This window comes from Pseudomonas artemisiae (assembly GCF_057128685.1).
The window spans coordinates 407,295-432,175 of sequence record NZ_JBSKHS010000001.1; the positions used below are offsets into that span (position 1 = coordinate 407,295).

A 24,881-nucleotide genomic window follows, 5' to 3' on the forward strand; every position below is an offset into this window, starting at 1 on the left:
GAATGAGCGACCTTCGCCCCACCACGCCCTTACCCGACACCTTCTTCAATCGAGACGCTCAACTGGTCGCTCGTGATCTACTAGGCAAGGTCATCCGCCACCGCCAAGGCGCCTATTGGCTGGCCGCGCGCATCATCGAAACAGAAGCCTACTACCAGGCCGAAAAAGGCAGCCACTCCTCCCTGGGCTATACCGAAAGCCGCCGCGCCATGTTCCTCGATGGCGGGCATATCTACATGTATTACGCCCGTGGCGGCGACTCTTTGAACCTTAGCGCCCAAGGCCCGGGCAATGCCGTACTAATCAAATCCGGCTTCCCTTGGGTCGACGCCGTCAGTGATAAAAACGCCTTGGCGCAGATGACCCTTAATAACCCTAGCGCCAGTGGCGAGCCGCGCCCACCGGAGCGCCTGTGCGCCGGGCAAACCTTGTTGTGCCGGGCCTTGGGCTTGAAGGTCCCGATGTGGAACGCACGCCGTTTTGATCCCGAGGGCTTGTACGTGGCCGATGTTGGCAATGAAGTGAAACAAATAATCCAGACCACACGCCTGGGCATTCCCTTGGGCCGGGACGAACATTTGCCGTACCGCTTTGTCGATGCTCAGTATGCTCGTTTCTGCACGCGTAACCCGCTGCGCCGGGGCCAGGTCGAAGGGCGTGATTATCAGTTGCTGATCCAAGGAAATTAACCATGCAGGCCTGGCTGGGTGAAATGAATCAATGGCTCGGCGCCAACCCGCAGTGGCTGGGCGCGACGATCTTCCTAGTGGCATTCGTGGAGTGCCTGGCCATCGCCGGGCTCATCGTGCCGGGCACGGTGGCGCTGTTCGCCGTGGCCGCCCTGGCCGGAGGCGGCGCGCTCGGCCTGGGCGATACCTTGCTCTTGGCCTACGCAGGCGGGTTGCTGGGCGATGGCGTATCGTACGCCATAGGCCGCGGCCTGCAGCAAAACATTCGTGGCTTGCCTGGGCTGCGTAGCCACCCACAATGGCTCACCGGCGCGGAACACTTTATCCAGCGCTATGGGGTGGCCAGCTTGCTGGTGGGACGGTTTATTGGCCCGTTGCGGCCCATGCTGCCCATGGTGGCGGGCATGCTGGAAATGCCCTTTATCAAGTTCGCCCTGGTCAGCCTGCTGGCCGCGGCAGGGTGGGCGGTGGCCTACCTGCTGCCAGGGTGGGCCACTGGCGCAGCAGTCCGCTTGCCCTTGCCGCCAGGCTTCTGGCCGCAGGCAGCGGTAGTCGCGGTGGGCCTGGTGGGGCTTATTGGCCTTGCCATCAACAGCAGCCTGCGCCGCCAGCCGGCTGCCACCGTGCTGACCAGCGCCGCCAGCTTTATTCTTCTGCTGGGGGTGTTCCTGGGCTGGCCCTACCTTGCCCACTTCGACCAAGGGCTGGTGGCCCTGGTGCAGGAGCACCGCAGCGCTAAACTGGACCCTATCGTGGTGGCGGTGACCCGGCTTGGGGATTTTCGTACCCAGCTGTTCGTGGGCATGCTGCTGACGCTGTTGCTGCTGATCGCCCGGCATTGGCGCCACGCCCTGTTTGCCGGCGGCGTGCTGCTGTGCACCGCCATTGGCAATGGCACCCTTAAATGGCTGTTCGCCCGTACTCGCCCTGAAGTGCTTAGTACACCCCTGACCACCTACAGCATGCCCAGTGGCCATAGCTCGGCGTCATTTGCCTTCTTCCTGGTATTGGCAGTGCTCGCCAGTCGCGGGCAACCCTCCCGCATGCGCTTGACCTGGATGATCCTCGGCTGCCTGCCGGCCCTGGCAATCGCTTCCTCTCGGGTATACCTCGGTGCTCATTGGCCCACCGATGTACTAGCCGGGGCGCTGTTGGCAGTGTTCGTGTGCGCGGCGGGGTTGGCAATCACCTTGCGGGTACACCGTTTGGAGCCTCTGAGCTGGCGCACCTGGTGCGTGGTCTTGGTGCCCTGCGTCGCGGTGTTCGGCTGGGCGGTATGGCACGACCTGGCCGATGCGCTCACGCGTTATGCCTATTAAGGTAAAGCGAGCTTCACCCCTGAAGCTCGCCCTGCATCCGCTCAAGCAAGCCCTGAATAGCGCCCAATCGAGCCTCAGGATTTTCTAGCCCAAGCAGTTCTACCTTGCTCTCGTCTTCGAAAGGCAATAGGTAGGCCAAGCGATTGGCTAACACCTGGCGCCCTTCAGGCGTGCCGCCCATGCCCAAGGCCGCCACCATGGGGTGCTCGGCCAATGCGGTCAGCAACGCCAGCAGGTCAGCGTCCTCGTCCTGCAACGGCGCTTCGGGTGGTTCCTCCAGCCAGCGCACATCGGCGGTGATCAACTGGTCCTGTTGCACCTCAGTGCTCTGCACCTCGAAACGCCGAGCCCCTTGGATGCGCAGCCCCAGCAAGCCATTGTCTTGCTTCTCGAAATCCAGCACGCGGGCTTCGCACCCCAGGAAGGCATGAGCGGTAGCGGCGCTGCCGACCTCGCTGCCCTCCAGTATGCACACGATGCCGAACCCCTCACCCTGCTTCATGCAGCGGCTGATCATGTCCAGGTAGCGCGCCTCGAAAATCTGCAGGTCCAGGATGCAGCCTGGGAACAGCACGGTGTTGAGCGGAAATAACGGCAGCTTCATCAAGCATTCCTCATACGAACAGGCTTACGGCTAAGGGCAGAAATACCGCGGTTGCCACCCCCATCAGGCTCATGCCCAAGGCAGCGAAGCCGCCGCAGGTTTCCCCTTCCTGCAAGGCGACCGACGTTCCCACCGCATGAGCGGTAAGGCCCAGGGCCATGCCCCGCGCTTCCGGTGCCTGGACCTTCAATAGCCCCAGGATACCCGGCCCGAAAATCCCGCCAATCACCCCAGTGACCAGCACGAATACGGCCGTCAGGGCTGGCACCCCGCCCATCTGGCCCGCTACCAGCATGGCAATGGGCGACGTCACCGACTTGGGTGCCATGGTCATCAGGGTTTCCCGGTCCATACCAAAGCACCAGCCCAACAGCAGGCCCGAACCAGTAGCTACTATGCCCCCCACCACCAAGGTAATCAGTGTGGGCCATAACAGCTGGCGGATCCGCCGCAGATTAAGGTAAAGGGGCACCCCCAGCGCCACCGTGGCCGGCCCCAGCAACGTGGCAAGAATTTCCGTGCCTTGACGGTACTCGGCGTAACTCAAACCGCAGGCCAGCAACGACCCGACTACCAGGAGCATGGACACCAGCACGGGCTGCACGAATACCCAGCGGGTACGCTCGTACAGGGCCATGGCCAATTGGTAGGCGGCCAAGGTTACGCCAATACCGAACAAAGGGTGATGGATGACCGCAGCCGCGGCCCGCTGCCAATCAAGCATCATGGGCACTACCTTGTTCGGCGCGTCTGCCGATCAGCCGGTTCATCAACCATCCGGCCAGGCCTACCGAAAGCATCGCCGACAACCCTAGAGCGCCCACGATGGCCCAGAAATGCTGGGCGATCAGCGAGGCATAGACCATCACCCCCACCGCTGGCGGCACCAACAGCAACGGCAAGTAACGCAACAGGCTGGACGCAGCCAACTCCACCGGCGCGGACACCTCGCCTTTGTAAATCAGCCAGCCCAACAGGCACAACAGGCCGACGATGGGCCCAGGCAGGATGGGCATGAACAGTTCGTGAATACCTGTGCCAATCAGCTGGAATACGATCAGCCAGGTCAGCCCCCTCAATAGCATTGCTTTTCTCCGTTACGGGGCTCCTCGCACACGAGCCCTGGGATCGGCGCGCAGTATAGCCGTGCCAGACGGTATCCATGCAGGGGTAAGCCCCTGGGTTACCTTGACCATGACCTGGGCACCGTGTTCAGGTGCGCTTTTCGCCTGGCACCACTGAAGGCTTACCATGCGCTACCTGCAGCCAGTGCAAGTCAACGCTCAAGTACGGTTGCACGCAACCTTGCTGGAGGCCAGCAAAAAGCGCCTTGGGCAGTGGCTGCTGCGGGCACGAACCACCTTAAAGAGGCAAGGTGCAGAAAAACCGGCGCTGATGGCCGAGCCATTATTCCTTTGTTTCGTCTGAGCGCCGCCCCAAGGCTGTATCCCGCTAGAGGTTGTGCGGCATACTCGGCGCCTTGACTGCTCGGACCCTGCCATGCGCCCACTCGCTCCAGTTGCCTTGTGCCTGCTTCTCGCTGCTTGCGGCGAGGGCAAACCGCTGCTGCCCGCTGACGCCCGCCTGCCCGATGGGGGGCAATACCATGGGCAGGTGATCGACGGGCTACTGCAGGGCCAGGGCCGTGTGGACTACCCCAACGGCAGTTGGTACGCGGGCACCTTCAAGGACGGCCAGTGGAACGGCAGCGGGGAGTGGCACGGCCCTAACGGCGAGCTGTATCGAGGTGAGTTCAGGCAAGGGTTGTTTGAGGGCCAGGGTACCCTGACCATGGGTGAAACCACCTACACCGGCGGCTTCAAGCGCGGTAAGCGCGAAGGCGAAGGCACGTTGAAGGCACCTGGGCGTACTTACCGGGGGGGCTTCGTCAACGACCAGTATGCAGGCTCCGGCCACCTAGACCTAGACGACGGTAGTACCTATCAAGGGGACTTCGAGCACGGCCAGCCCAATGGCGAAGGTGTGCGCACCGACGCCGACGGCAATCAGTTCAGCGGCCACTTTATCGATGGCTTGCTCGAAGGGCATGGCACCTTCAGCAATGGCGACGGCGATCGCTATACCGGCGAATTCCACCATGGCCGCCTTGAGGGCAAGGGCCGCTATGAAACCCAGGCCGGGGACGTGTGGATCGGCCAGTTCAAGGAGGGCGCGCCCAATGGCCCGGGCGACCTTTTCGCCAACGACGGCAGCCATTACCAGGGCCAATTCGTCGATTGGCACTTTTACGGCGATGGGCAGTTGTCGTCAGCCGACGGTAGCCTCTACACCGGCGGCTTCATCAACGATGCCTACCAAGGCAAGGGCGCCTTGGTACTGGCCGACGGCACCCGGCAGGAAGGCTATTGGCTAGAAGGTCGCCGTGTGCGCGACGAGCACGATCGCCCCCTGCCCGACTCCCTTGAGCAGGCCCTGCTGACCCAGGGGGCCCTGTTGGAGCGGGCACTGGCACAGGTGCCGAACTCCACCCCGGCGATCGAGCTCTACAGCTTGACCCTGGGCGGTGATGGCGAGCAAAGCGTGTTTATGCGTGAAGCAGACTACGTCAGCGACCTGTTCGGCACCCGGTTTGGCGCCGTGGGTGGCATTACCTTGGTAAACCAGCGGGACCACATGGCTGACCGTGTGATGGCCACTCGTGAAACCCTGGCGCGGGCCGTGAACACCATCGCTCAGCGCAGCGGGCCAGAGGACCTGGTGTTCATCTACTTAACCAGCCATGGCACCGCGGACCATGAATTGGTATTGGAACAGCCCCGGTTGCAATTGGGCGACCTGCCTGCCCAGGACTTAGCCTCCTTGCTGGCGCCGCTGAAGGACAGAGACAAGATCGTGGTGATTTCAGCCTGTTATTCAGGTGGTTTTATCGACCCCCTGAAGAACGACCGAACCCTGGTGATGACCGCCTCGCGGCCGGATCGGGTATCGTTCGGCTGCTCCGAGGAAGCGGATTTCACCTACTTTGGCGATGCGCTCTTCGCCCAGGCCTTGACTACCACCGATGACTTGCAAGCCGCCTTCCAGCAGGCCAGCGCCATCGTGGCCCAGCGTGAGCAGGCCGAGAATTTCGAGCCCTCAGAGCCTCAGCTTTGGGCACCCGACCGCGTGCTCAAGCACTGGCACCGCTTGCGACAGCAACAGGCCAGCAACGCCTTGCACAGCGGCAGCGCGCCCAGCCCAGGCAAACAAGCGCCAGGCCGCCACTGATGGCCAGAAGGGAAGCCCTATGTACCTGACACCACAACGTATCTTATTGGCCGGGGCCACCGGCCTTACCGGCGAACACCTGCTTGACCGGCTGCTAACCGAACCTACCGTTAGCCGAGTACTGGCGCCCACCCGCAGGCCCCTGGCAGACCACCCTCGCCTGGACAACCCGGTGGGTGAGCTCAGCAGCCTCCTGCCTCGCCTGGAAGGCCCGGTGGATATCGCCTTCTGCTGCCTGGGCACCACCCTCAAGCAAGCCGGCTCACAGGAAGCCTTCAAGGCCGTCGACTATGAGTTGGTGCTGGCCTTCGCTCGCCGGGCCAGGGAGCTGGGCGCGCGTCACTTGCTGGCGATCAGTGCCATAGGCGCGGCCCCTACCGCCTCTACCTTCTATAACCGGGTGAAAGGCGAGTTGGAAGTCGCGCTGCGGGAACAACACTGGCCCCAGTTGACCCTGGCGCGGCCATCAGTGTTGATCGGGCCCCGTGCAGAGCCGCGCCTGGCCGAGCAGCTCGCAGCGCCGCTGTCTCGGTTGATACCCGGCAAATACCATGGCATCGAAGCCTGTCACCTGGCCTGGGCGCTCTGGCGCCTGGCGCTGGAAGACGGTGAGGGCGTGCGCGTGGTGGAGTCGGATGAGTTGCGCAAGCTAGGGCGTTAGCGCTTATAACCCACCCTGGGCCTGATACCCCACGCCCAGGCTGGTCAGCAGGGAAAACGGCAACAGCAGGGTATCGAGCAAGGCGCTGGCGGGCAGGTCCACCCCTGGCCACGCGGGCGGTTCGGCGCCGAAGCGGTCCTGTGGGCAGCAACCACCCTTCAAGGCATACCAGTCCAGCCGGGTACCGGCATACACCAGCGGTGCCTCGGCCTTGGCGGCGTCCAGGGTTTTCACGCTGGCGCAGCCACTGGCCAAGGCCAGCAGCACTAGCAGCCCCGCCTTACTCATCGTTACCCACATGGTATTCACCCCAGCGCGGCAGCATGTCCTGAGGGATGTCTAGCAGGTTAAGAATGCGCGCCACTACGAAGTCCACCAGGTCGTCGATGGTTTGTGGCTGGTGATAAAAACCAGGGGACGCCGGCACGATGACCACGCCCATGCGCGACAGCTTGAGCATGTTTTCCAGGTGCAGCGTGGAATAGGGCGCTTCGCGGGGTACCACTATCAATGGCCGCCGCTCTTTGAGGGCGACGTCTGCCGCGCGCTCGATCAGGTTGTTGCAGGCGCCCGTGGCGATGGCTGACAAAGTACCGGTGGAACACGGCACCACCACCATCGCGCCTGGCGCGCCGGAACCGGAAGCCACCGGCGCCATCCAGTCCTCTTTGCCGTACACCCGCACCTGGCCAGCACTGGCCCCCGTGTACTCGGTGAGAAAAGCCTGCATTGCCTGGGGCTTGGCCGGCAGGGTGACGTCGGTTTCCGTGGCCAGCACCAGCTGCGCGGCCTTGGAAATCAAAAAGTGCACTTCACGGTCTTCACGCACCAGGCAGTCCACCAGACGCAAACCATACTGGGCGCCCGATGCCCCGGTCATGGCTACGGTAATGCGTTCAGGGCCGGTCATTGCAGTGCCTCCGCCAATTTGCCATGCAAGCCGCCGAAGCCGCCGTTGCTCATGATCACCACGTGGGCGCCAGGGGCCGCCTCAGCCTTCACCTTAGCGATGATCGCCTCCAGGTTGCTCGCCACCAGCGTAGGTACAGGGCATTGCGCCACGGTGCTGGCCAAATCCCAACCTAGGTTAGGTGGCGCATACCAGATCACCTGGTCGGCATCGCGCACGCTGCCTGGCAGGCCATCACGGTGGGCGCCCAACTTCATTGAGTTGGAGCGAGGCTCTATCACCGCGATCACCTGAGCAGCCCCTACGCGTTTGCGCAGGCCGTCCAGGGTGGTAGCGATGGCCGTGGGGTGGTGGGCAAAGTCATCGTATAAGGTGATGCCATTGACTTGGGCGACCACTTCCATGCGCCGCTTGACGTTACGAAAGCCACACAGGCCTTCAATCCCCAGGGCGGGTACTACACCCACATGCCGAGCGGCGGCCAGGCAGGCCAAGGCATTGGCCACGTTATGCTGGCCCGTTAGCGGCCAGTCCACCACGCCCTGCGCCTGCCCCTCGAAACTCACCTCGAAGCGCGAGCCGTCCTTGGCCAGCAACCGGGCCTGCCATTGGCCGCCCTCCCCCGTGGTGTGTACCGGGGTCCAGCAGCCCATGCCAATCACCCGTGCCAAGGCGATTTCGCTAGCCGGGTGAATCACCAGGCCTTCGCTGGGCACCGTGCGGACCAAGTGATGGAATTGCCGCTCGATGGCGGCCAGGTCGGGGAAGATATCCGCGTGGTCAAATTCCAGGTTATTCAGGATGGCCGTGCGCGGGCGGTAGTGAACGAACTTGGAACGCTTGTCGAAAAAGGCGCTGTCGTACTCGTCGGCTTCCACCACAAAGAACGGCGTATCCCCAAGCCGAGCCGACACGTCGAAATTGTGCGGAATGCCACCAATCAAGAAGCCCGGCGCCATGCCAGCATGCTCCAGCACCCAGGCCAGCATGCTGCTGGTGGTGGTTTTGCCATGGGTACCGGCCACGGCCAATACCCAACGGCCTTGCAGCACATGATCTGCCAGCCACTGGGGGCCGGAGACATAGGGCAGGCCCTTGTTGAGCACATATTCCACCGCCGGGTTGCCACGGGACAAGGCATTGCCGATGACGACCAAGTCTGGCGCGGGGGCCAATTGGGCGGGGTCGTAGCCCTGGGTGAGCTCAATGCCCTGGGCCTGCAACTGCGTGCTCATGGGAGGGTAGACGTTGGCGTCGGAGCCGGTGACCCGGTGCCCCAGGCTTTGGGCCAACACTGCCAGCGAGCCCATGAACGTACCGCAGATGCCGAGAATATGAATATGCATGGTGGACCTCGAAAAACGTCGAGGCAGGGTAGCCCAGGCCAAGAAGAATTTCACCCGCAGCGTTAGGCTGCCTGGCCGGTACGCCTATGCCCCAGGGGGCAATCCGTTGCCACACGTTAAGTGCTCGCCGATACCACCTGCTTTGCTCTACGCTTGAGGTGCTCGCTTCCAACAATAAGACCCTGGAGACCTCCCATGCGATATGCACACCCCGGCACCGAAGGCGCGACCGTTTCCTATAAGGAACGCTACGGCAACTACATCGGCGGCCGCTTCGTGGAGCCAGTGAAGGGCCAATACTTCACCACTACCTCCCCCGTAAACGGGCAAGCCATCGCAGACTTTCCCCGCTCCGGTGCCGAAGACATCGAAAAGGCCCTGGACGCTGCCCATGCCGCCGCCGAGGACTGGGGCCGCACCTCGGTCCAGGCCCGCTCGCTGGTACTGCTGAAAATCGCCGACCGTATCGAGCAGAACCTTGAACTGCTGGCCATCACTGAAACCTGGGACAACGGCAAAGCCATTCGTGAAACCCTGAACGCTGACATCCCCCTGGCGGCGGATCACTTCCGTTACTTCGCCGGGGCCCTGCGCGCCCAGGAGGGCAGTGCCGCGGAAATCGACGGTAATACCGTGGCCTATCACATCCATGAACCACTGGGCGTGGTGGGGCAGATCATCCCCTGGAACTTCCCCCTTCTGATGGCCGCCTGGAAACTCGCCCCGGCGCTGGCCGCCGGCAACTGCATTGTGCTCAAGCCCGCCGAGCAGACCCCACTGGGGATTACGGTGCTGATGGAGCTTATCGGTGACCTGTTGCCGCCTGGCGTGCTCAACGTGGTGCAAGGCTATGGCCGCGAAGCCGGTGAAGCCCTGGCCACCAGCAAGCGCATCGCCAAGATCGCCTTCACTGGCTCCACGCCCGTGGGCTCCCACATCATGAAGTGCGCGGCGGAGAACATCATTCCCAGCACCGTGGAGTTGGGCGGCAAGTCACCGAATATTTTCTTCGAAGACATCATGCAGGCCGAGCCGGCCTTTATCGAAAAAGCCGCCGAAGGGGTGGTGCTGGCGTTCTTCAACCAGGGCGAGGTATGCACCTGCCCCTCCCGCGTGCTGGTACAGGAATCGATCTACGGCAGCTTCATGCAAGAAATCATGAAGAAAGTGCAACAGATCAAACGTGGCGATCCGCTGGACACCGAAACCATGGTTGGCGCCCAAGCCTCCCAGCAGCAGTTCGACAAAATCCTCTCCTACCTGCAAATCGCCAAGGATGAAGGCGCCGAGTTACTCAGCGGCGGGCAGGTGGAAAAACTCGAGGGGGATTTGGCCACCGGCTATTACATCCAGCCTACCCTGCTCAAGGGCAACAACCGCATGCGGGTGTTCCAGGAGGAGATCTTTGGCCCAGTCGTCAGCGTGACCACGTTCAAGGATGAGGCCGAAGCCCTGGCCATCGCCAATGACACCGAGTTCGGCCTGGGCGCCGGGGTGTGGACCCGCGACATCAACCGCGCCTACCGCATGGGCCGCGGCATCAAGGCAGGCCGGGTGTGGACCAACTGCTACCACCTGTACCCAGCCCACGCGGCCTTCGGCGGATACAAGAAGTCTGGCGTGGGCCGGGAAACCCACAAGATGATGCTCGACCACTATCAGCAGACTAAAAACCTGTTGGTGAGTTATGACATTAATCCGCTAGGGTTCTTCTAACGCCAGGCCTGTGCATACTGCATAGATAGCGTTTTGGTCATTATCTGTAAGAGCCAGCCGAGCTGGCGAAGGGTACGTTCCTTGGTTGCCTGTGCCGTCTCTTCGCGAGCTTGCGCTCACGCCTACAGGCGATAGGTGCCAGCGTGGCCCGCCCAGACCGCCGCCTGTCACTGGCGTGCCCAGCCCCGTATACTGCCCGCTTTTTCGCCGTCTCGGCGCGCAGGCAGACGTACATGGACTTAAACCCGCTGGACCTCATTCTCCACCTGGACGTTTACTTGAACCAGTTGGTAACCCAATACGGCGGGTGGGTCTATCTGATCCTGTTCGCAGTGATTTTCTGTGAAACCGGCCTGGTGGTGATGCCTTTCCTGCCGGGAGACTCGCTGCTATTCATTGCCGGTGCCGTGGCCGCCGGTGGCGCGATGGACCCTCTGCTGCTGGTAGGCTTGCTGATGGCCGCGGCGATCCTGGGGGACACCACCAACTACATCGTGGGCCGCACCCTCGGCGAAAAACTCTTCGCCAACCCCCATTCCAAGATCTTCCGCCGAGACTATCTGGACCGCACCCGCGCCTTCTACGATCACCACGGCGGCAAAACCGTGACCCTTGCGCGCTTTTTGCCGATCATTCGCACCTTCGCCCCTTTCGTTGCCGGCGTGGCGCACATGCCTTACCCACGCTTTTTAGCCTTTAGCGTGGTCGGTAGCGTGGCCTGGGTCGGTAGCCTGACCACCCTGGGTCACTTCTTCGGCAATGTGCCCTTTATCAAGCACAACCTCACGTTGTTGGTGCTGGTGATCGTAGCGCTGTCCTTCGTGCCGATGGTCATGGGCGTGATACGCGCCCGCACCGGTAGCAAGGGGTCTACCCACTAAGTAGAGCAGGCCCATGCGCGGTTTGAGCCTGGGCGTGCAACCGCAGAGCCGGACGGTGGTCCTAGCGTGACGCCTGATTCGGGATAGGCCTATAATCCCGCCACTTTGCCAAACATTGGCCTAACGATCCGACTGTTAAGGGAGCACTATCGATGAGCTACAGCAAGATCCCAGCCGGCAAGGACCTGCCGAACGACATTCACGTCGTTATCGAGATCCCGGCCAACCATGCGCCGATCAAGTACGAAGTCGACAAAGACAGCGACGCGCTCTTCGTTGACCGCTTTGTGGCCACCCCGATGTTCTACCCGGCCAACTATGGCTACATCCCCAATACCCTGGCCGACGACGGTGACCCGCTGGACGTGCTGGTAGTGACCCCATACCCCGTGGTGCCTGGTTCGGTGATCCGCGCCCGCCCGGTTGGCGTGCTGATGATGGACGACGAAGGCGGCGGCGACGCCAAGGTACTAGCCGTGCCTCACGACAAGCTGAGCGCGCTGTACAAAGACGTCAAAGAATACACCGACCTGCCACCCCTGCTGTTGCAGCAGATCCAGCACTTCTTCGAGAACTACAAGGCCCTGGAACCGGGCAAGTGGGTAAAACTCAAGGACTGGGGCAACGCCGACGCCGCCCGCGCCGAAATCACCAAGGCCGTGGCTGCTTACAAGTAAGCGAGCGGTACTGTGATAGAAACCCCAGCCCTGTGCTGGGGTTTTTTATGGGCAGGTGCAATTACTGTGGGAGCCGTCACGCAGCAAATAGGTGTATGACGTTGGACAGGTGCGCAGGTCAACCTGTAGGAGCCAGCGAAGCTGGCGAATGGGGGCGCAAGGCTCGGAAGCTGGGCGTAGACCGGGTTGAAGTGCCGTGATCTTGGTCCTTTAAAATCAAAGGGTTAAGTTTTGTTTGATGAGAGGCACGTGTGTACCCGCGTAGCAGCCGAGGTTGCTCGCGACTGGCCGCACTACGGTGTCGAACCTAGTCGCGGCCAAGGCCGGCTGCTACGGGTGGTGTGGCTCTGTTTGCGCGACAAGGACGAAGGCGGTATCTACGGCGGCACCTGTCTGCTGTAGGAGCCGTCCCGCCGCCAAGGCGCCCCGCTGTCGCGCAGCAAACAGGTGTATGACGTTGGATAGGTGCGCAGGTCAGCCTGTGGAGCCAGCGAAGCTGGCGAACGGGGGCGCAAGGCTCGGAAGCCGGGCGTAGACCGGGTTGAAATGACGTGATTTTATTCCTTTAAAATCAGAGGGTTAATTTGTTTTTGATAAAAGCCAGCACAGCTGGTGAACAGGACATCACTGGCCCCCCTGTACCCTATGTTCGCGAGCTTACGCTCGCACCTACAGGCGCCTACCGCGTTGTTACGACCAGGCTTGCGCGGTGGCCGATTCGCAGGCTGTCGCCAGCGCCTACACATAATCGCGTAATAACGTTGCGCCTTCGCCAAATCCCCCTACCCAACCCCGTCATCCGCCGCTATCCTGTGCGCCCTCGGCACAGGCTCTAGCCCGCGCCCGGCGAGCAAGCTACCCGTCAGCCCGCCCGTTGCCCCAGCGCAACACCCTCCCTTTTGCAGATGGGCACGGCTTACCAAAAATAAGCCAAACTCGTCGACGAGAAGCCGGCCACAAGCCGGCTTTTTAATGCCTGTAGGCCACGCACAATGTGGGCTTGATGCAAAATACCACCTGCGACCCACACCTTGGTCCGCACTCAAGCACGGATCTAGACGCTGCTCTAGAGACCCGCCTCCTGTCCTAAGAAACGATTTGTTTCGGTCTATGCTCTAGCGCGTAGGAATGCCACGCAAAACGGCGACGGCCCAGACGGCATCCGCTTGAGCACTGGATGAAGGCTCAGGTTAAGCGGCAATCGTCTGAAATATCGCTACCTGGCTTGAAATTGTATTCAGCAGCGCATAATTTTCGCACCAGCTCATCTACCAGTCTTCGGGTGTCAGCGTAGAAGGAGTAACGGCCCCGTCCTCCTGCGAAGGGCGCGTCCAGCCTAATTCCCCCGCTATACCGCTCCCGGCGTCTTTCAAGCGTTCTCTGCTAATCCGCAACGAACTGGACCTCTCCATGGCCTTCTGTGGCAGAACCGACATCCGCCAAGTAGACCAAGGCATATTGCTGGCCCACTGAGACCGAGGCCGCGTGCGGGCTTAATCCAGCACGGACGGGTCAGCCTCAATCATCAGCGCTTTCATTTCCTCGAAATGCCGCCGGGAGAAGTCCGCGATCTTCTCCCAGCCTTGGGCGGTCTTTTCAGCCACCTCGTCAGACAGCACCCTCAACGGCTGGCCAGTAGACCACGCTGTAACGAGAATCTGGCAGGCACGCTCCAGCGTCCAGATGTCATCGAAGGCTTCGCCGATGTTGGGGGCGATCACCATCACCCCGTGGTTACCCATCAGCAGGCGGCGCTTGTCGCCCAGCAGCCCAGCCAGGCGCTCCCCTTCAGCCTCGGTATCGGCCATGCCCCCGTAGAGTTCATCCACTGCCACGCGATTGAAGTAGCGCGCGGTGTTCTGGTCAATGGGCGGCACCTGAGGGTTGGCCAGGCAGGCCACCGCCGTGGTATTTACCGGGTGCAGGTGCAGCACTGCGCGGGCCTGGGGCAGGCGCCGGTGGATCTGCCCGTGGATGGACCAGGCGGTCGGGTCCACGTCCGGGTGGTCGGCACCGCTGGGGTCGTCAGCGTCCAGCAGCAACAGGTCACTGGCCCGAATGCGAGAAAAGTGTTTCCATTTGGGGTTGATCAGAAACCGCTTGCCGTCGGCTGATACCGCGGCACTGAAATGGTTGGCCACAGCCTCGTGCATATCCAGGTGGGCGATAATGCGAAACGTCGCCGCCAGGTCGATGCGGGCCTGTTCTTCGATAGATAACGCCATGGGGCTTTCTCCGCCGTGCGTGGTCGCACCAGGGTGCGGCACGCACGTTTCTAGGGTCAGGGTTTAGGCATCAGGGTGGCGATGTCGTCGGCGGTCGGCGCCTGGAAGTGGTACTTCTCCAGCAGCGCGGTGTACTCCGGCGTGGCGCGGTATTTGTCCAGTGCATCCACCAGTGCGCTCTTGACCTGGTCATTGCCCTTCTTCACGCCCCAACCGTTGAGTACCGGGTAGATCAGGGTGTCGGAAGAGATCACCACCCGGCCGCCGAGCTTGTCGATCACCCCACGGGCCACGGCCGCGTCGGTAATCTGCGCTTCAACGGCGTGGGCCAGCAGTGCCTGGGTGGTCTGCGGGTCGGTGCTGTATTCGCTGATGGCGATGGGCTGTTGGCCGTTCTTCACGCAGTATTCGTCCGACAGCTTGTGCATCTGTTGCAGCCAGGAGGTCGCCGCCATGGAACCGACCTTGTGACCGCAGAAATCCTCCGGGCGCTTGGGCTGGAACTCAGCCCCCTTGAGCGCCAGGATTGATTCCCCGCTCTTGAGGTACGGGATCATGTCGATAACCTTCACGCGCTCGGCGGTGATGTACATGGACGAGTTAGTAACGTCGAAGCGCCCGCCCTGCAAGCCGGTGATCAGGTTAGGGAAGCGCGTGTCCACGGTTTCTACCTTGCGCCCCATGACCTTGCCCAAGCCATCGAGGAACTCGATATCAAAGCCGGCCGGCTTGTTGTTATCCATGTACTCATAGGGGAAAAAGGTAACGTCGGAACCGGCGATGATCTTGCCGTCCTGCTGGAAAGCCGAGGCGGCCATTGAGGCCATGGCCACTGCGGTGCCCACCAGGCTCAGGGCGATAGGGCGAACGATCGTGTGCAACGCTGTCATGGTAAATTCCCGCAAGGTTGAAAGAAGTTAGGCAGTGGCTTGGTCGTGCCCGGCTTGTTGCACAAAAAAAGAGGCACCACGGGGCTTCTGCGGCAGGCGCATCTGGTTGGCCGTGGAACGCACCAGGCCACTTTCTTCACCGGCCACCAGTAGGCCGGCGTGCTCGCTGGGCAAAGGGTTTTCGCCGAATGGCAACGCGTCTTCAGCGGCATAGACGCCGATGAACAGGGTGCGCGGCAGTTCGGTCTCGTTTGGGCTTGAGGCATGTAGCAAGCGCGTATGCATAAAGCACACCGCCCCTGCCGGGCCGAAACAGGCTACCGGCGCCTGGCAGTGCTGGGCCACGACCTGCTCGTCCACGGCGCCGGTAAAGCGCCCGTCATGCCAGTGCGACCACAACGGGCCCTTGTGGCTGCCGGGGATCACCGTCAGCGGGCCGTTCTCTGGTGTTACCTCGCTTACCATCAGCAAGGCGGTGACAATGTCGTCGTTGCTGTGAGGCGTGAACAGAAAATCCTGGTGCCACTTCACTTGGGTGGCGGTGTGGGGCAGCTTGGAGTTGACCTTGCTGTGATGAAAGCGCGTACCACCGCCACCAATCAGCCGCGCCGCGATAGCTGCCATGGATGACTGCAATGCTACCCGCTGGTAAGCCGGCGAGATCTCGGTGGGTGAGCTTACCCGCCGCAGCGAAGGGTGATCGGCACGGTGGTCGCGCTCCACATCGAAGCGCGCGCGGCCATCGAGGGTTTCACCCCAGCCTTGGTCGTGGCTGCGGCTCTCGGCCACCCACTGATCGAAGTCATGCTGCAGGGCGACCACCTCATCGGCCTCCAGCACACCCTCTACTACCAGAAACCCATCGCGATGAAATTGCTCAACCTGCCATTGCTCAATCATGTGCATGCCTCTTGGAATTTGAACGATAAAGGGTCACGCCAGGGACACATCCTTGAGAAATGCTTCGACGCGTGAGTTATGGCCGCTGCGCAGCACCTGGGGCTTGTCATCGCAGACCACGCGCCCCTTCTCCATAAAGACGATCCGGTCCGATACCTTGAAAGCGAAGTTCATCTCATGGGTAACGATCACCATGGTGATGCCGTCCTGGGCCAAGGCCTCGATGACCTGCAACACTTCGTTGACCTTCTCCGGGTCCAGCGCCGAGGTGGGTTCATCGAAGAGCATGATCTGTGGACGCATCATCAAGGCCCGAGCAATGGCCACCCGTTGTTGCTGGCCGCCGGACAGCTGGTGCGGGTACTTCCAGGCGTGATCAAGCATCCCTACCTTGTGAAGCAGCGCGTAAGCTTGCTGCTTGAGCGCGTCCAGGCGGTCCAGGCGGTGGTAGCGCGGCGCCATTAGCAGGTTGTCCAGCACCGTCAGGTGGGGGAACAGATTGAAGCTCTGGAACACCATGCCGATGTTCAGACGGTGTTCGGCGTGCTCGACGTATTGCGGCTTTTGCGCGCCCTGCTTGTGCAGGTGGATGAATGGCTGGCCATTGATCTGGATGTTGCCGTTGTCGATCTGCTCCAAGCCGTTGAGCAGACGGATAAGCGTGGTCTTGCCCGAGCCGGATGGGCCGATCACAGACACCACCTCGCCTGGCTGGATTTGCAGGCTGACCGCGCCCAGCACCTCCACGTTGTTATAGGCCTTGTGCAGCCGGGTAGCCTGCAGGGCCGGGGCCTGTGGTTCGGTGCTTGCCACGCGCTGCACCAAAACGCGTTCCTGTGTTGCCAGGGCCAGTACCTGGGCATCGGGTACCCGCGAAACATTGCGCTGGTTCACGTCCAAGAAGCGCTCCAAGCGTTTTAACAGGAAATCGAACACAGTCACGATCAGCACGTAATAGAACGCAACGCCGGCCATGGTCTCCATCACCAGGAAATTCTGCGAATACAGCCGTTGCCCCACCATAAGGATCTCGGTCAGCGAGATGACCGATACCAGCGAACTGAGCTTGACGATGGAGATGTATTCGTTGGCCAACGCAGGCAGGGCCACCCTGAGCGCCTGGGGGATGACCACCCGCCACTGGGTGCCGAGAAACTTCAGCCCCAGCGCTCTTGCCGCCTCAGCCTGGCCTTTGTGGATCGACAGCAGGCCACCGCGATGAATCTCGGCGACATAGGCGGTTTCGCACAGCACCATGGCCAGCAGCCCCGCCCAGAAGGGGTCCCCGAGCACTACCGACGCAGAAGGAAACGCCTGAGGAATGTTGTAGACGAAAATCAACAGCACCAGCAGCGGCAGGCTGCGGAACAGCCAGATATAAGCCCGTGCCGGCGCGCTCAGCAGCGGCCGTTTCGACTGCTTGGCCAAGGCTACAAAGAAGCCCAGCCCGATACTGATCACCCATGTCACAAAGCTGAGCTTGATCACGGTCAGCGTCGCTCGCCAGAACTCCGTATCCCACAGCAAGCCAAACAGGTAATTCCAGTCGAATGTCATTGCGCCACGCTCAACGTAAAAATCTGGATGTGCAACCTGGCGCCCCACGTAAACGCGCATCACGGTGTGCACCGTTTAAACGAGGTTCGCGGAGGCAGGCACCTGGGGTCAATTAGGATTAACCGGAGCAGTGAATAGGTAGAACCGATGCAGCGTTATGAGGTTTTTTGTGCAACTTACCCACTGGCCGTCCTGCTCGGCGAGCCTGTGCACCGCGTTGGGGCGTCCACTGGCGCAAGGGTTGACCAGCGCCTTGTCCCGGTGCGCGCGGATCACGCTAGCTATCCCACATCAACGGTTGCCCGTACCGCGTGCGGGTCGAAGAAGCTTGGCGCCGCCATGCCGGGTATGTACTGGTCGGACACAAACATGCGGCAGCGCTCGGTAAATGCCGCCACTACCCGCGACAGCTGTGCGTTGGTGGCTGTGGCATAGCCAAGTTGCAGCGGGTGCAGCCCGCCGGCCAGGCGGATGCGGATCAAGCGCTTGCCGTCCTGGGACAAGTTGGCCTTGGGCCGTGCATTGGCGATGGTATAGCCGATGCCATTGCCCACCAGGGCTCGCACCGTTTCCAGGTTGCTCGACCGCATCACGATGTTGGGGGTGATGCCGGCATGGAGAAACAGGCTCAGGAAGTATTCGCGGCTCCAAGGGATGTCCAGCAGCACCATGGCGTGCGCTTCGAGGTCTTGCACGGTGACAGCCGGCAGGTTGGCCAGGGGGTGGTAATCCCCAACCATGACGTAGGGGGGAAGCTTGGCCAGCGGTTGGAAGTCAATGTCGTCGCTGGCCGCCAAGTCGTAGGTCAGGGCGATATCAATCTCAGCACTGCGCAGTTTCTCCAGCAATTGCTCATGGTCGCCTTCTACCTGGGTAATGCGTACACCCGGGAAGGCCCTACCGAAGCCGAACACCAGCTCAGGGGTAATCATGGGCGCAAGCGAGTGCAGGCAACCCACCCGCAGCGGCCCGCGGACAGTGTTCAATGACTCCGAGGCAATCGTATAGAGGTTGCTCATCTGCTCAAGAATGAGCCTGGCCTCGTGCAATACCTGGCGGCCGACCGCGGTCAGTGACACCCCTTGGGCGTGGTGGCGAATGAACAACTGGATACCCAGCTCCGCTTCCATGTGGGTGATTGCCGCGGAAATCGATGGCGACGACACGTGAATGCGTTCCGACGCGGCACTGATACTCCCGGCTTCCCCGGAGGCGACAAAGTATTCCAGTTGGCGTTGAGTAATACGACTGAGCATCACGCCCTCCACAGCTTGAAAGGGTCGGCGAGCCACGATGGCTACAATCGCGCCCGTTTTATGCAACCACTTTGCACGGTTCATGCCGGGTCGCTCGTATGTCCCTTCAGCTGCGTCCTGCAACCGCGGGCCAGTCTCAGTGCCAAGGCCGGGTTCGGTTTTTCCTAAGCTCTACGTTCAAAAAGCAGAATTCCTATAGGCCCTGCGCTTGCTCACACTGACGCCGTAGCTCAATGCAACCCTGCAAGGCTTCTGTGCCTTCTCGAGGTGCCGCCGCTGCAAGCCATCGGCGACCCGCTAAAGGTCGACTATCTCTAGGAAACGCATATGTCAGTGGAAAAAATCAACACCGTGGTGGTCGGCGCGGGCCAGGCGGGTATAGCGATGAGCGAGCACCTTTCACTTATGAAGGTGCCGCATGTTGTGCTGGAACGCAGCCGGATTGCCGAGCGCTGGCGGTCGGAGCGCTGGGATTCCCTGGTGGCCAACGGCCCGGCCTGGCACGATCGCTTTCCTGGCCTGAAATTCACCGGGATCTCACCGGAAGCCTTCCCTCCCAAAGAGCGCATGGCGGACTACTTTGAAACCTATGCCGCGATGTTGGAAGCGCCGATTCGCACCGGCGTGGACGTACTCAAGGTAGAGCGCAACCAGGGCCGCCCGGGCTTTACGGTTACCACGTCCCAGGGCGTGATCGAGGCGTCCAATGTAGTGTCGGCTACAGGGCCGTTTCAGCGCCCAGCGGTGCCCAAGATTGTTCCCGAACACACAAAAGTGGAGCAGCTTCATTCAAGCGCCTACAAAAACCCCAGTCAGTTGGCCGAAGGCGCGGTGCTGGTAGTGGGGGCAGGTGCTTCAGGTTCGCAGATCGCCGAGGAACTGCAAAAGGCTGGCAAGGCTGTCTATCTCTCGGTGGGGGAACACTATCGCCCTCCCCGCGCCTATCGCGGCCGTGACTACTGCTGGTGGCTGGGCGCGCTGGGCCTGTGGGACGAGGTGCGCATTACTCCCAAGAAAAAGCACGTGGCGTTCGCGGTAAGCGGCTATGAAGGCGGCAAAACGGTAGACTTTCGCCGCCTCGCTCACCAGGGCATCACCCTGGTGGGGCTGACCAAGGCCTTCGACGGCCAGGTGATGGCGTTCGAGCCAGGCCTTGCGGCCAACGTGGCCGAGGGGGACCGGGCCTATTTCGATGTGCTGCGCGACGCAGATGCCTACATCGAGCAGAACGGCCTGCCCTTTGAACCCGAGCCGCGGGCCTGGGAGCTGTTGCCTGACCCTGAGTGCCTGACCCAGCCGATCCTGAGCCTGGACCTGGAGAAGGCCGGCATCACGACCATACTGTGGGCCACAGGCTTCAAGTTCGACTTCAGCTGGCTGAAGGTCAATGCCTTCGACGACAAGGGCGAGCCCTTCCATAAGCGCGGCATCTGCGCTGAAAGTGGCGTGTACTTCCTGGGCCTGCCGAACCTGGTCAATCGCGCTTCCTCCTTTATCTATGGGGTGTGGCACGACGCCAAATACATTGCCGACCACATCGTTCTGCAGAATGAGTACATGGCTTACGAAAAATCCTGAGCAATCAGCCCTGCACACCTGCCGGCCTCGGGCTTCGGCTTTTCCTAATCACTACCTCGCCCAAATGCTGGTTTCGCCTGAGCCAGGGCGGTGTGAAGCTCGATCCACTCATTATTCAAAGGACGTGCGTGGGGCGACTGGACCGACACCTGAACCCCTGCCCCTTGCTACCGGAGCCCGCCATGGCGACCGCACAAACCAAGATGCCTGAAACGACGCCCGCTGCCACCCCCACGGCTGCTGCGCCCAGGCCGAATATCGCCGTGCGGCTGGACCGGGTGCTCAAGCGCTTCGGAGGCTCAATCGCCTTGCATGAGGTGTCGCTGAAGATTGAAGAAGGGGAATTCGTCACCCTGCTGGGGCCTTCTGGCTGCGGCAAGACCACCCTGCTTAACCTGATGGCCGGCTTTGCCGCTGCCGACAACGGCGAGATCTTTATCGACGGCCAGCTGGTCACCGAAACCCCGCCCTACCAGCGGGAAATCGGCATTGTCTTCCAGAATTATGCGCTGTTCCCGCACATGAGCGTGGCAAAGAACGTGGGCTATGGCCTGCGCATGCGCGGCGCGCCCAAGGCCGAGATTGCCCAGCGGGTGGAGCAGGCCCTGGCGCTGGTGAAACTGCAAGGCTATGGCGAACGCAAGCCGCGCGAACTCTCCGGCGGCCAGCAACAACGGGTAGCCCTGGCCCGGGCCTTGGTGATCCGCCCCAAGGTGCTACTGCTGGACGAGCCGTTTTCGGCGCTGGACAAGAACCTGCGGCTGTCGATGCAGATCGAGCTCAAGGATATCCAGCGCAAGCTAGGGGTGACTACTGTGTTCGTGACCCATGACCAAAGCGAGGCCTTGAGCATGAGTGACCGGGTGGTGGTAATGTCCGCGGGCCATGTTCACCAAGTGGGCACCCCGGACGCGATCTATCGCCACCCACAGGACCGCTTCGTGGCCAGTTTCGTGGGCGACGTGAACATCCTTCCGGGTCGCTACCTGAGCCGCGACGAGCTGGCCACCGTGGCCGTGGGCGACAGTGCCCTTCGACTGCCTGCCGACCGGGTCTATGCCGAGGTTGGCGCACGGCTGGATGTCTATGTGCGCCCCGAGAATATCCGCCTAGAGGCATTGGGCCCGGACACGCTGCTAAGCGCCACTGTGGTCACCCATGTGTTCCAGGGGGACCACGTGGATATTCACTTGGACGTGCCCACCCTGGGCCAGCACCGGTTGTTCGTCCGCCAGTCCGGGCTGGGCGCCCTTACCCACTGGCCCATAGGTGCAGTGGCCGGCCTGCGCTTCGACAGCGAGGGCCTGTGCGCTTTCGCCGCCAAAGCTCCATCCACTCTTTGAGCCAAACGCCCTATGCCCATTCCAAAGACCATCAGTGCCGTGATCGCACGCGCGCCAGGCGGGCCCGACGTATTGGAGCGCGTAGAGCGCCCGATGCCACAACCCCAGGCCGGCGAAGTGCTGATTCGTGTGGCCGCCGCCGGGGTCAATCGCCCGGACCTGATGCAGCGCGCCGGCATGCCCATCCCGCCAGGCGTCACCGACGTGCTGGGCCTGGAAGCTGCCGGCACCGTAGTCGCCGTAGGCCACGGGGTGGCTGCATTTGCTGTAGGCGATCAGGTTATGGCCCTGCTTAATGGCGGTGGCTATGCCCAGTATTGCCTCGCCCCAGCCGGCCATTGCCTGCCGGTGCCCGCCAGGCTCTCGCTGGAAGAGGCCGCCGGTGTACCTGAAGCGGCCTTTACGGTGTGGCACAACCTCTTCGAGCTGGGGCGGCTGAGGCCCGGCGATAGTGTGTTGATCCATGGCGCGGCCAGCGGTGTCGGCAGCCTCGCCGTACAATGCGCCCATGCCGCCGGGGCACGGGTTATCGCCACAGCTGGCGGCGCGCAGAAGATCGCCCTGCTGGAAGCGCTTGGGGTGTGGCGCGCCGTCGACCGCCATCGGCAGGACTTCGTTCAAGTGATCGCTGACTGCACCGAAGGGCGAGGCGTGGATGTGGTGCTGGACAATGTGGGCGGCCCTTACGTGGCGCGCAACCTCGAAGCCATGGCCGCTGGCGGCCGGCACGTGAGCCTGTCGTTCCTGCAGGGCGCAAAGATCGAGCTGGACCTGCAACTGCTGATGCGTAAAGGCTTGAGCCTTACGTCTTCTACCTTGCGGCCCAAAAGCGCCGAAGAGAAAGCCCGCCTGGCGGCTGCTATGGGTGAACACCTGCTGCCATGGTTGGCGTCAGGGCAGGTGCGGCCGTTGATTCATGCACGCCTTCCACTGAGCGAGGCCGCCCAAGCACACCGCCTGCTAGAAAGCAACGCCAACCTAGGCAAGGTGCTGCTAATACCCTAGCGCCACAGGCTACGCTTATTCAGCCACGTATCGAGGAACAGGACAGTGCCAACCTTCAAACTGTATTACGCCCCAACCTCCCCCTATGTACGCAAGGTCATGGTCGTCGCCCACTGCCTTGGCCTGGCCGAGCAGATAGAAAAGCTCAGCTCGGCCGCCCACCCCGTTAAACGTGACGAGCGCATCGCCAGCTTCAACCCACTGGCCAAGGTGCCTGCCCTGCAAACCCCGGGGGGCCTGGCACTGTACGACAGCCGCGTGATCTGCGAATACCTCGACCAGCACGCCGGTGGTTCGCTGTTTCCCCAGGGCGAGCAACGCTGGGCCAGCCTGGTCCGCCAGGCCTTGGGCGACGGCTTACTCGACGCCGCCTTGCTGGCCCGCTATGAAATCGCGGCCCGCCCGGCGGAAAAACAGTGGGATGACTGGAGCCGCGGGCAGTTGACCAAGATCGAGGCTGCCCTGGCGCAGATTGAGGCGGAGGTTGCGCACTACGGCACCGCGCCGGACGACATTGGCCTGATCACCCTTGGCTGCGCCCTGGGCTACCTGGATTTTCGCTTCGACCATTTGGCCTGGCGCGCCAACCACCCCGCCACAGCCGCGTGGTTCGACGCGTTCGACCAGCACCCCGCCATGGTCGCAACCCGGCCTTTCGAGTGACCTCTGGAGTCAGCCATGCCACGTACCGTCTACTTTCTCAATGGCCCCAACGCCAACCTTTACGGGCTAGACACCAACGGCACCTACGGCAGCGAGAGCTTTGCCAGCATCGAAGCCGGCTGCCTGCGCCACGCCGCTAGCCTTGGGCTGGACCTTGAGTTCCGCCAGAGCAACCACGAAGGCGTGCTGGTGGACTGGATTCAGGAGGCACGCCTGCAGGCCGAGGCGGTGATCATTAACGCGGCTGGCCTCACCTATAGCTCGGTGCCCATTCTCGATGCGCTGCTCGCCTTCAAAGGGCCTGTTATCGAGGTGCATATGAGCAATATCTGGAAGCGCGAGCCCTTTCGCCATCACTCCTACGTGTCCAAGGCGGCTACCGGGGTAATCGCCGGGCTCGGCGCGATGGGCTATCGGCTGGCGATCAGCGCCGTGGCAGAGCTTCTGGAAGCAGCACCCACCGAGGCCACCCAATGACTTCGACCTTGGTGTTCTACAGCCAGCACGACAGCTTCGATGACTGGCGCGCGCTCTTGGCGCCGTTGCTTCCCGGTGTGGACATCTGCCAGGCGCAGGACGTAGTCGACCCAAATACCGTGCACTATGTGCTGGCATGGCAACCGCCCCAAGGTTTCTTCGACCGGTTCGGCAATCTGCGGCTGTTGGTGAACCTGGGGGCCGGGGTGGATGCCCTGGTCGGGCGCGACGACCTGCCGCCAGTGCCTATTACCCGTGTGTCCGACCCTGACATGGGCCGCATGATGGCCAGCTACGTGCTGTTTGCAGTATTGCGCTACGCCCGAGACATTCCCGCCTTCGAGCGCGCCCAGCGAGACCGACGCTGGCATTACCTGCACCCACGCTTGCCCGCCAGCATCCGCGTGGGCGTATTGGGGCTGGGTGAACTGGGCTCGTACGCGGCAAGTGAACTGGCCCGCCAGGGCTTTGATGTGCGCGGCTGGTCACGCTCGCAAAAACAGCTGAGCAACGTGGCTTGTGTAAATGGCATGGACAGCCTCGATGTATTTCTCGCGAGCAGCGACATCCTGGTGGTGATGCTGCCATTGACCCCGGAGACCCGAGGCCTACTCAACGCCGAGCGCCTGGCACTGCTGCCCAAGGGCAGCTGTTTTATCAACGTATCCCGAGGCGCGATAGTCGACCAACAGGCACTGACGGCGGCGCTTGCCAACGGGCAGATCAGCGAAGCGACCCTGGACGTATTCGACCGCGAACCGCTGCCTCCGGAGGATCCGCTATGGGCATTGGAAAACGTACTGATCACGCCGCACCTGGCGTCGGTGGCCATACCCTCCACGGCGGCGCGGCAGGTCGCTGACAACATCCAGCGCCTGGCGCGGGGCGAGCCGGTATTGCATCAGGTAGACCCAGCCCGAGGTTACTGAGCCACCCTCGAAACGCCGCCAAGGCTT

General features: G+C 62.0%; 26 protein-coding genes. 15 read left to right on the forward strand and 11 right to left on the reverse strand.

Annotated elements, in window-relative coordinates:
• Positions 1–2 precede the first annotated feature (2 nt).
• Entirely contained in the window at positions 3–689 is a 687-nt protein-coding gene (locus ACWKV4_RS01875; RefSeq protein WP_483830426.1) for a DNA-3-methyladenine glycosylase, read from the forward strand.
• A gap of 2 nt (positions 690–691) precedes the next feature.
• Complete coding sequence (locus ACWKV4_RS01880; RefSeq protein ID WP_483830427.1) at positions 692–2,008, forward strand: bifunctional DedA family/phosphatase PAP2 family protein; 1,317 nt, start codon at positions 692–694, stop codon at positions 2,006–2,008.
• 13 nt (positions 2,009–2,021) lie between these two features.
• Here ACWKV4_RS01880 and ACWKV4_RS01885 read toward each other — a convergent pair whose 3' ends face one another.
• The 3 genes from ACWKV4_RS01885 to ACWKV4_RS01895 are packed head-to-tail and all read right to left on the reverse strand — an operon-like array spanning position 2,022 to position 3,697.
• A complete protein-coding gene (locus ACWKV4_RS01885; RefSeq protein ID WP_483830428.1) occupies positions 2,022–2,612 on the reverse strand; it encodes an LON peptidase substrate-binding domain-containing protein in 591 nt (196 codons plus the stop codon).
• Between the two features lie 10 nt (positions 2,613–2,622).
• Positions 2,623–3,339, reverse strand: coding sequence for an LrgB family protein (locus tag ACWKV4_RS01890; protein WP_483830429.1), 717 nt, complete (start codon positions 3,337–3,339; stop codon positions 2,623–2,625).
• Positions 3,329–3,697, reverse strand: a complete 369-nt coding sequence (locus tag ACWKV4_RS01895; protein ID WP_483830430.1) for a CidA/LrgA family protein — start codon at positions 3,695–3,697, stop codon at positions 3,329–3,331. The genes ACWKV4_RS01890 and ACWKV4_RS01895 overlap by 11 nt, the downstream gene beginning before the upstream one ends.
• Positions 3,698–3,863: 166 nt before the next feature.
• On the opposite strand from ACWKV4_RS01895, the gene ACWKV4_RS01900 reads away from it, so the two are divergent.
• The 3 genes from ACWKV4_RS01900 (at position 3,864) to ACWKV4_RS01910 (ending at position 6,501) form a co-directional block, all read left to right on the forward strand.
• Positions 3,864–4,040 (forward strand): hotdog family protein, encoded by a 177-nt coding sequence (locus ACWKV4_RS01900; protein WP_483830431.1) that lies wholly within the window; start codon positions 3,864–3,866, stop codon positions 4,038–4,040.
• Between the two features lie 72 nt (positions 4,041–4,112).
• Positions 4,113–5,840 carry a C13 family peptidase gene (locus ACWKV4_RS01905; RefSeq protein WP_483830432.1) on the forward strand — a complete coding sequence of 576 codons (1,728 nt, stop codon included), beginning with the start codon at positions 4,113–4,115 and terminating at the stop codon, positions 5,838–5,840.
• Between the two features lie 19 nt (positions 5,841–5,859).
• Positions 5,860–6,501 carry a Rossmann-fold NAD(P)-binding domain-containing protein gene (locus tag ACWKV4_RS01910; protein WP_483830433.1) on the forward strand — a complete coding sequence of 214 codons (642 nt, stop codon included), beginning with the start codon at positions 5,860–5,862 and terminating at the stop codon, positions 6,499–6,501.
• Between the two features lie 3 nt (positions 6,502–6,504).
• On the opposite strand, the gene ACWKV4_RS01915 is transcribed toward ACWKV4_RS01910, so the two are convergent.
• Genes ACWKV4_RS01915 through mpl form a run of 3 tightly spaced genes read right to left on the reverse strand, consistent with a single transcriptional unit; the run spans position 6,505 to position 8,757 of the window.
• Positions 6,505–6,789 carry a YceK/YidQ family lipoprotein gene (locus ACWKV4_RS01915; protein ID WP_483830434.1) on the reverse strand — a complete coding sequence of 95 codons (285 nt, stop codon included), beginning with the start codon at positions 6,787–6,789 and terminating at the stop codon, positions 6,505–6,507.
• Complete coding sequence (gene ubiX / locus ACWKV4_RS01920) at positions 6,782–7,411, reverse strand: flavin prenyltransferase UbiX (protein ID WP_483830435.1); 630 nt, start codon at positions 7,409–7,411, stop codon at positions 6,782–6,784. The genes ACWKV4_RS01915 and ubiX overlap by 8 nt, the downstream gene beginning before the upstream one ends.
• On the reverse strand, positions 7,408–8,757 hold the full coding sequence (gene mpl, locus ACWKV4_RS01925; RefSeq protein ID WP_483830436.1) for a UDP-N-acetylmuramate:L-alanyl-gamma-D-glutamyl-meso-diaminopimelate ligase: 1,350 nt from the start codon (positions 8,755–8,757) through the stop codon (positions 7,408–7,410). The genes ubiX and mpl overlap by 4 nt, the downstream gene beginning before the upstream one ends.
• A 195-nt stretch (positions 8,758–8,952) precedes the next feature.
• On the opposite strand from mpl, the gene exaC reads away from it, so the two are divergent.
• The 4 genes from exaC (at position 8,953) to ACWKV4_RS01945 (ending at position 12,433) form a co-directional block, all read left to right on the forward strand.
• On the forward strand, positions 8,953–10,473 hold the full coding sequence (gene exaC / locus ACWKV4_RS01930) for an acetaldehyde dehydrogenase ExaC (protein WP_483830437.1): 1,521 nt from the start codon (positions 8,953–8,955) through the stop codon (positions 10,471–10,473).
• A gap of 233 nt (positions 10,474–10,706) precedes the next feature.
• Positions 10,707–11,354, forward strand: coding sequence for a DedA family protein (locus tag ACWKV4_RS01935; RefSeq protein WP_483830438.1), 648 nt, complete (start codon positions 10,707–10,709; stop codon positions 11,352–11,354).
• 152 nt (positions 11,355–11,506) lie between these two features.
• Entirely contained in the window at positions 11,507–12,031 is a 525-nt protein-coding gene (gene ppa / locus ACWKV4_RS01940) for an inorganic diphosphatase (protein ID WP_483830439.1), read from the forward strand.
• A gap of 249 nt (positions 12,032–12,280) precedes the next feature.
• Entirely contained in the window at positions 12,281–12,433 is a 153-nt protein-coding gene (locus tag ACWKV4_RS01945) for a hypothetical protein (protein ID WP_483830440.1), read from the forward strand.
• 1,091 nt (positions 12,434–13,524) lie between these two features.
• Here ACWKV4_RS01945 and ACWKV4_RS01950 read toward each other — a convergent pair.
• The 5 genes from ACWKV4_RS01950 to ACWKV4_RS01970 all read right to left on the reverse strand — a co-directional run bounded on the left by ACWKV4_RS01950 (position 13,525) and on the right by ACWKV4_RS01970 (position 18,859).
• Positions 13,525–14,256, reverse strand: a complete 732-nt coding sequence (locus ACWKV4_RS01950; protein ID WP_483830441.1) for a class II aldolase and adducin N-terminal domain-containing protein — start codon at positions 14,254–14,256, stop codon at positions 13,525–13,527.
• Positions 14,257–14,312: 56 nt separating this feature from the next.
• Positions 14,313–15,146: an ABC transporter substrate-binding protein gene (locus ACWKV4_RS01955; protein ID WP_483830442.1), complete on the reverse strand. Its 834-nt coding sequence runs from the start codon at positions 15,144–15,146 to the stop codon at positions 14,313–14,315.
• Positions 15,147–15,173: 27 nt separating this feature from the next.
• Positions 15,174–16,046, reverse strand: a complete 873-nt coding sequence (locus ACWKV4_RS01960) for a phytanoyl-CoA dioxygenase family protein (protein ID WP_483830443.1) — start codon at positions 16,044–16,046, stop codon at positions 15,174–15,176.
• 33 nt (positions 16,047–16,079) lie between these two features.
• A complete protein-coding gene (locus tag ACWKV4_RS01965) occupies positions 16,080–17,603 on the reverse strand; it encodes an amino acid ABC transporter permease/ATP-binding protein (protein ID WP_483830571.1) in 1,524 nt (507 codons plus the stop codon).
• A gap of 281 nt (positions 17,604–17,884) precedes the next feature.
• A complete protein-coding gene (locus tag ACWKV4_RS01970) occupies positions 17,885–18,859 on the reverse strand; it encodes a LysR family transcriptional regulator (RefSeq protein ID WP_483830444.1) in 975 nt (324 codons plus the stop codon).
• Between the two features lie 327 nt (positions 18,860–19,186).
• Here ACWKV4_RS01970 and ACWKV4_RS01975 point away from each other — a divergent pair, with 327 nt between their 5' ends.
• The 6 genes from ACWKV4_RS01975 to ACWKV4_RS02000 all read left to right on the forward strand — a co-directional run bounded on the left by ACWKV4_RS01975 (position 19,187) and on the right by ACWKV4_RS02000 (position 24,854).
• The gene (locus ACWKV4_RS01975) at positions 19,187–20,437 is read left to right on the forward strand and encodes a flavin-containing monooxygenase (RefSeq protein ID WP_483830445.1); all 1,251 of its coding nucleotides are present in this window, start codon (positions 19,187–19,189) and stop codon (positions 20,435–20,437) included.
• A 182-nt stretch (positions 20,438–20,619) separates the two neighbouring features.
• Positions 20,620–21,780, forward strand: a complete 1,161-nt coding sequence (locus ACWKV4_RS01980; protein WP_483830446.1) for an ABC transporter ATP-binding protein — start codon at positions 20,620–20,622, stop codon at positions 21,778–21,780.
• 12 nt (positions 21,781–21,792) lie between these two features.
• On the forward strand, positions 21,793–22,785 hold the full coding sequence (locus ACWKV4_RS01985) for an NAD(P)H-quinone oxidoreductase (RefSeq protein WP_483830447.1): 993 nt from the start codon (positions 21,793–21,795) through the stop codon (positions 22,783–22,785).
• A gap of 45 nt (positions 22,786–22,830) precedes the next feature.
• The gene (locus tag ACWKV4_RS01990) at positions 22,831–23,448 is read left to right on the forward strand and encodes a glutathione S-transferase (RefSeq protein ID WP_483830448.1); all 618 of its coding nucleotides are present in this window, start codon (positions 22,831–22,833) and stop codon (positions 23,446–23,448) included.
• Between the two features lie 15 nt (positions 23,449–23,463).
• Positions 23,464–23,925: a type II 3-dehydroquinate dehydratase gene (locus ACWKV4_RS01995; protein WP_483830449.1), complete on the forward strand. Its 462-nt coding sequence runs from the start codon at positions 23,464–23,466 to the stop codon at positions 23,923–23,925.
• Positions 23,922–24,854 (forward strand): 2-hydroxyacid dehydrogenase, encoded by a 933-nt coding sequence (locus tag ACWKV4_RS02000; protein ID WP_483830450.1) that lies wholly within the window; start codon positions 23,922–23,924, stop codon positions 24,852–24,854. Before ACWKV4_RS01995 ends, ACWKV4_RS02000 begins: the two co-directional genes overlap by 4 nt.
• Positions 24,855–24,881: the final 27 nt, after the last annotated feature.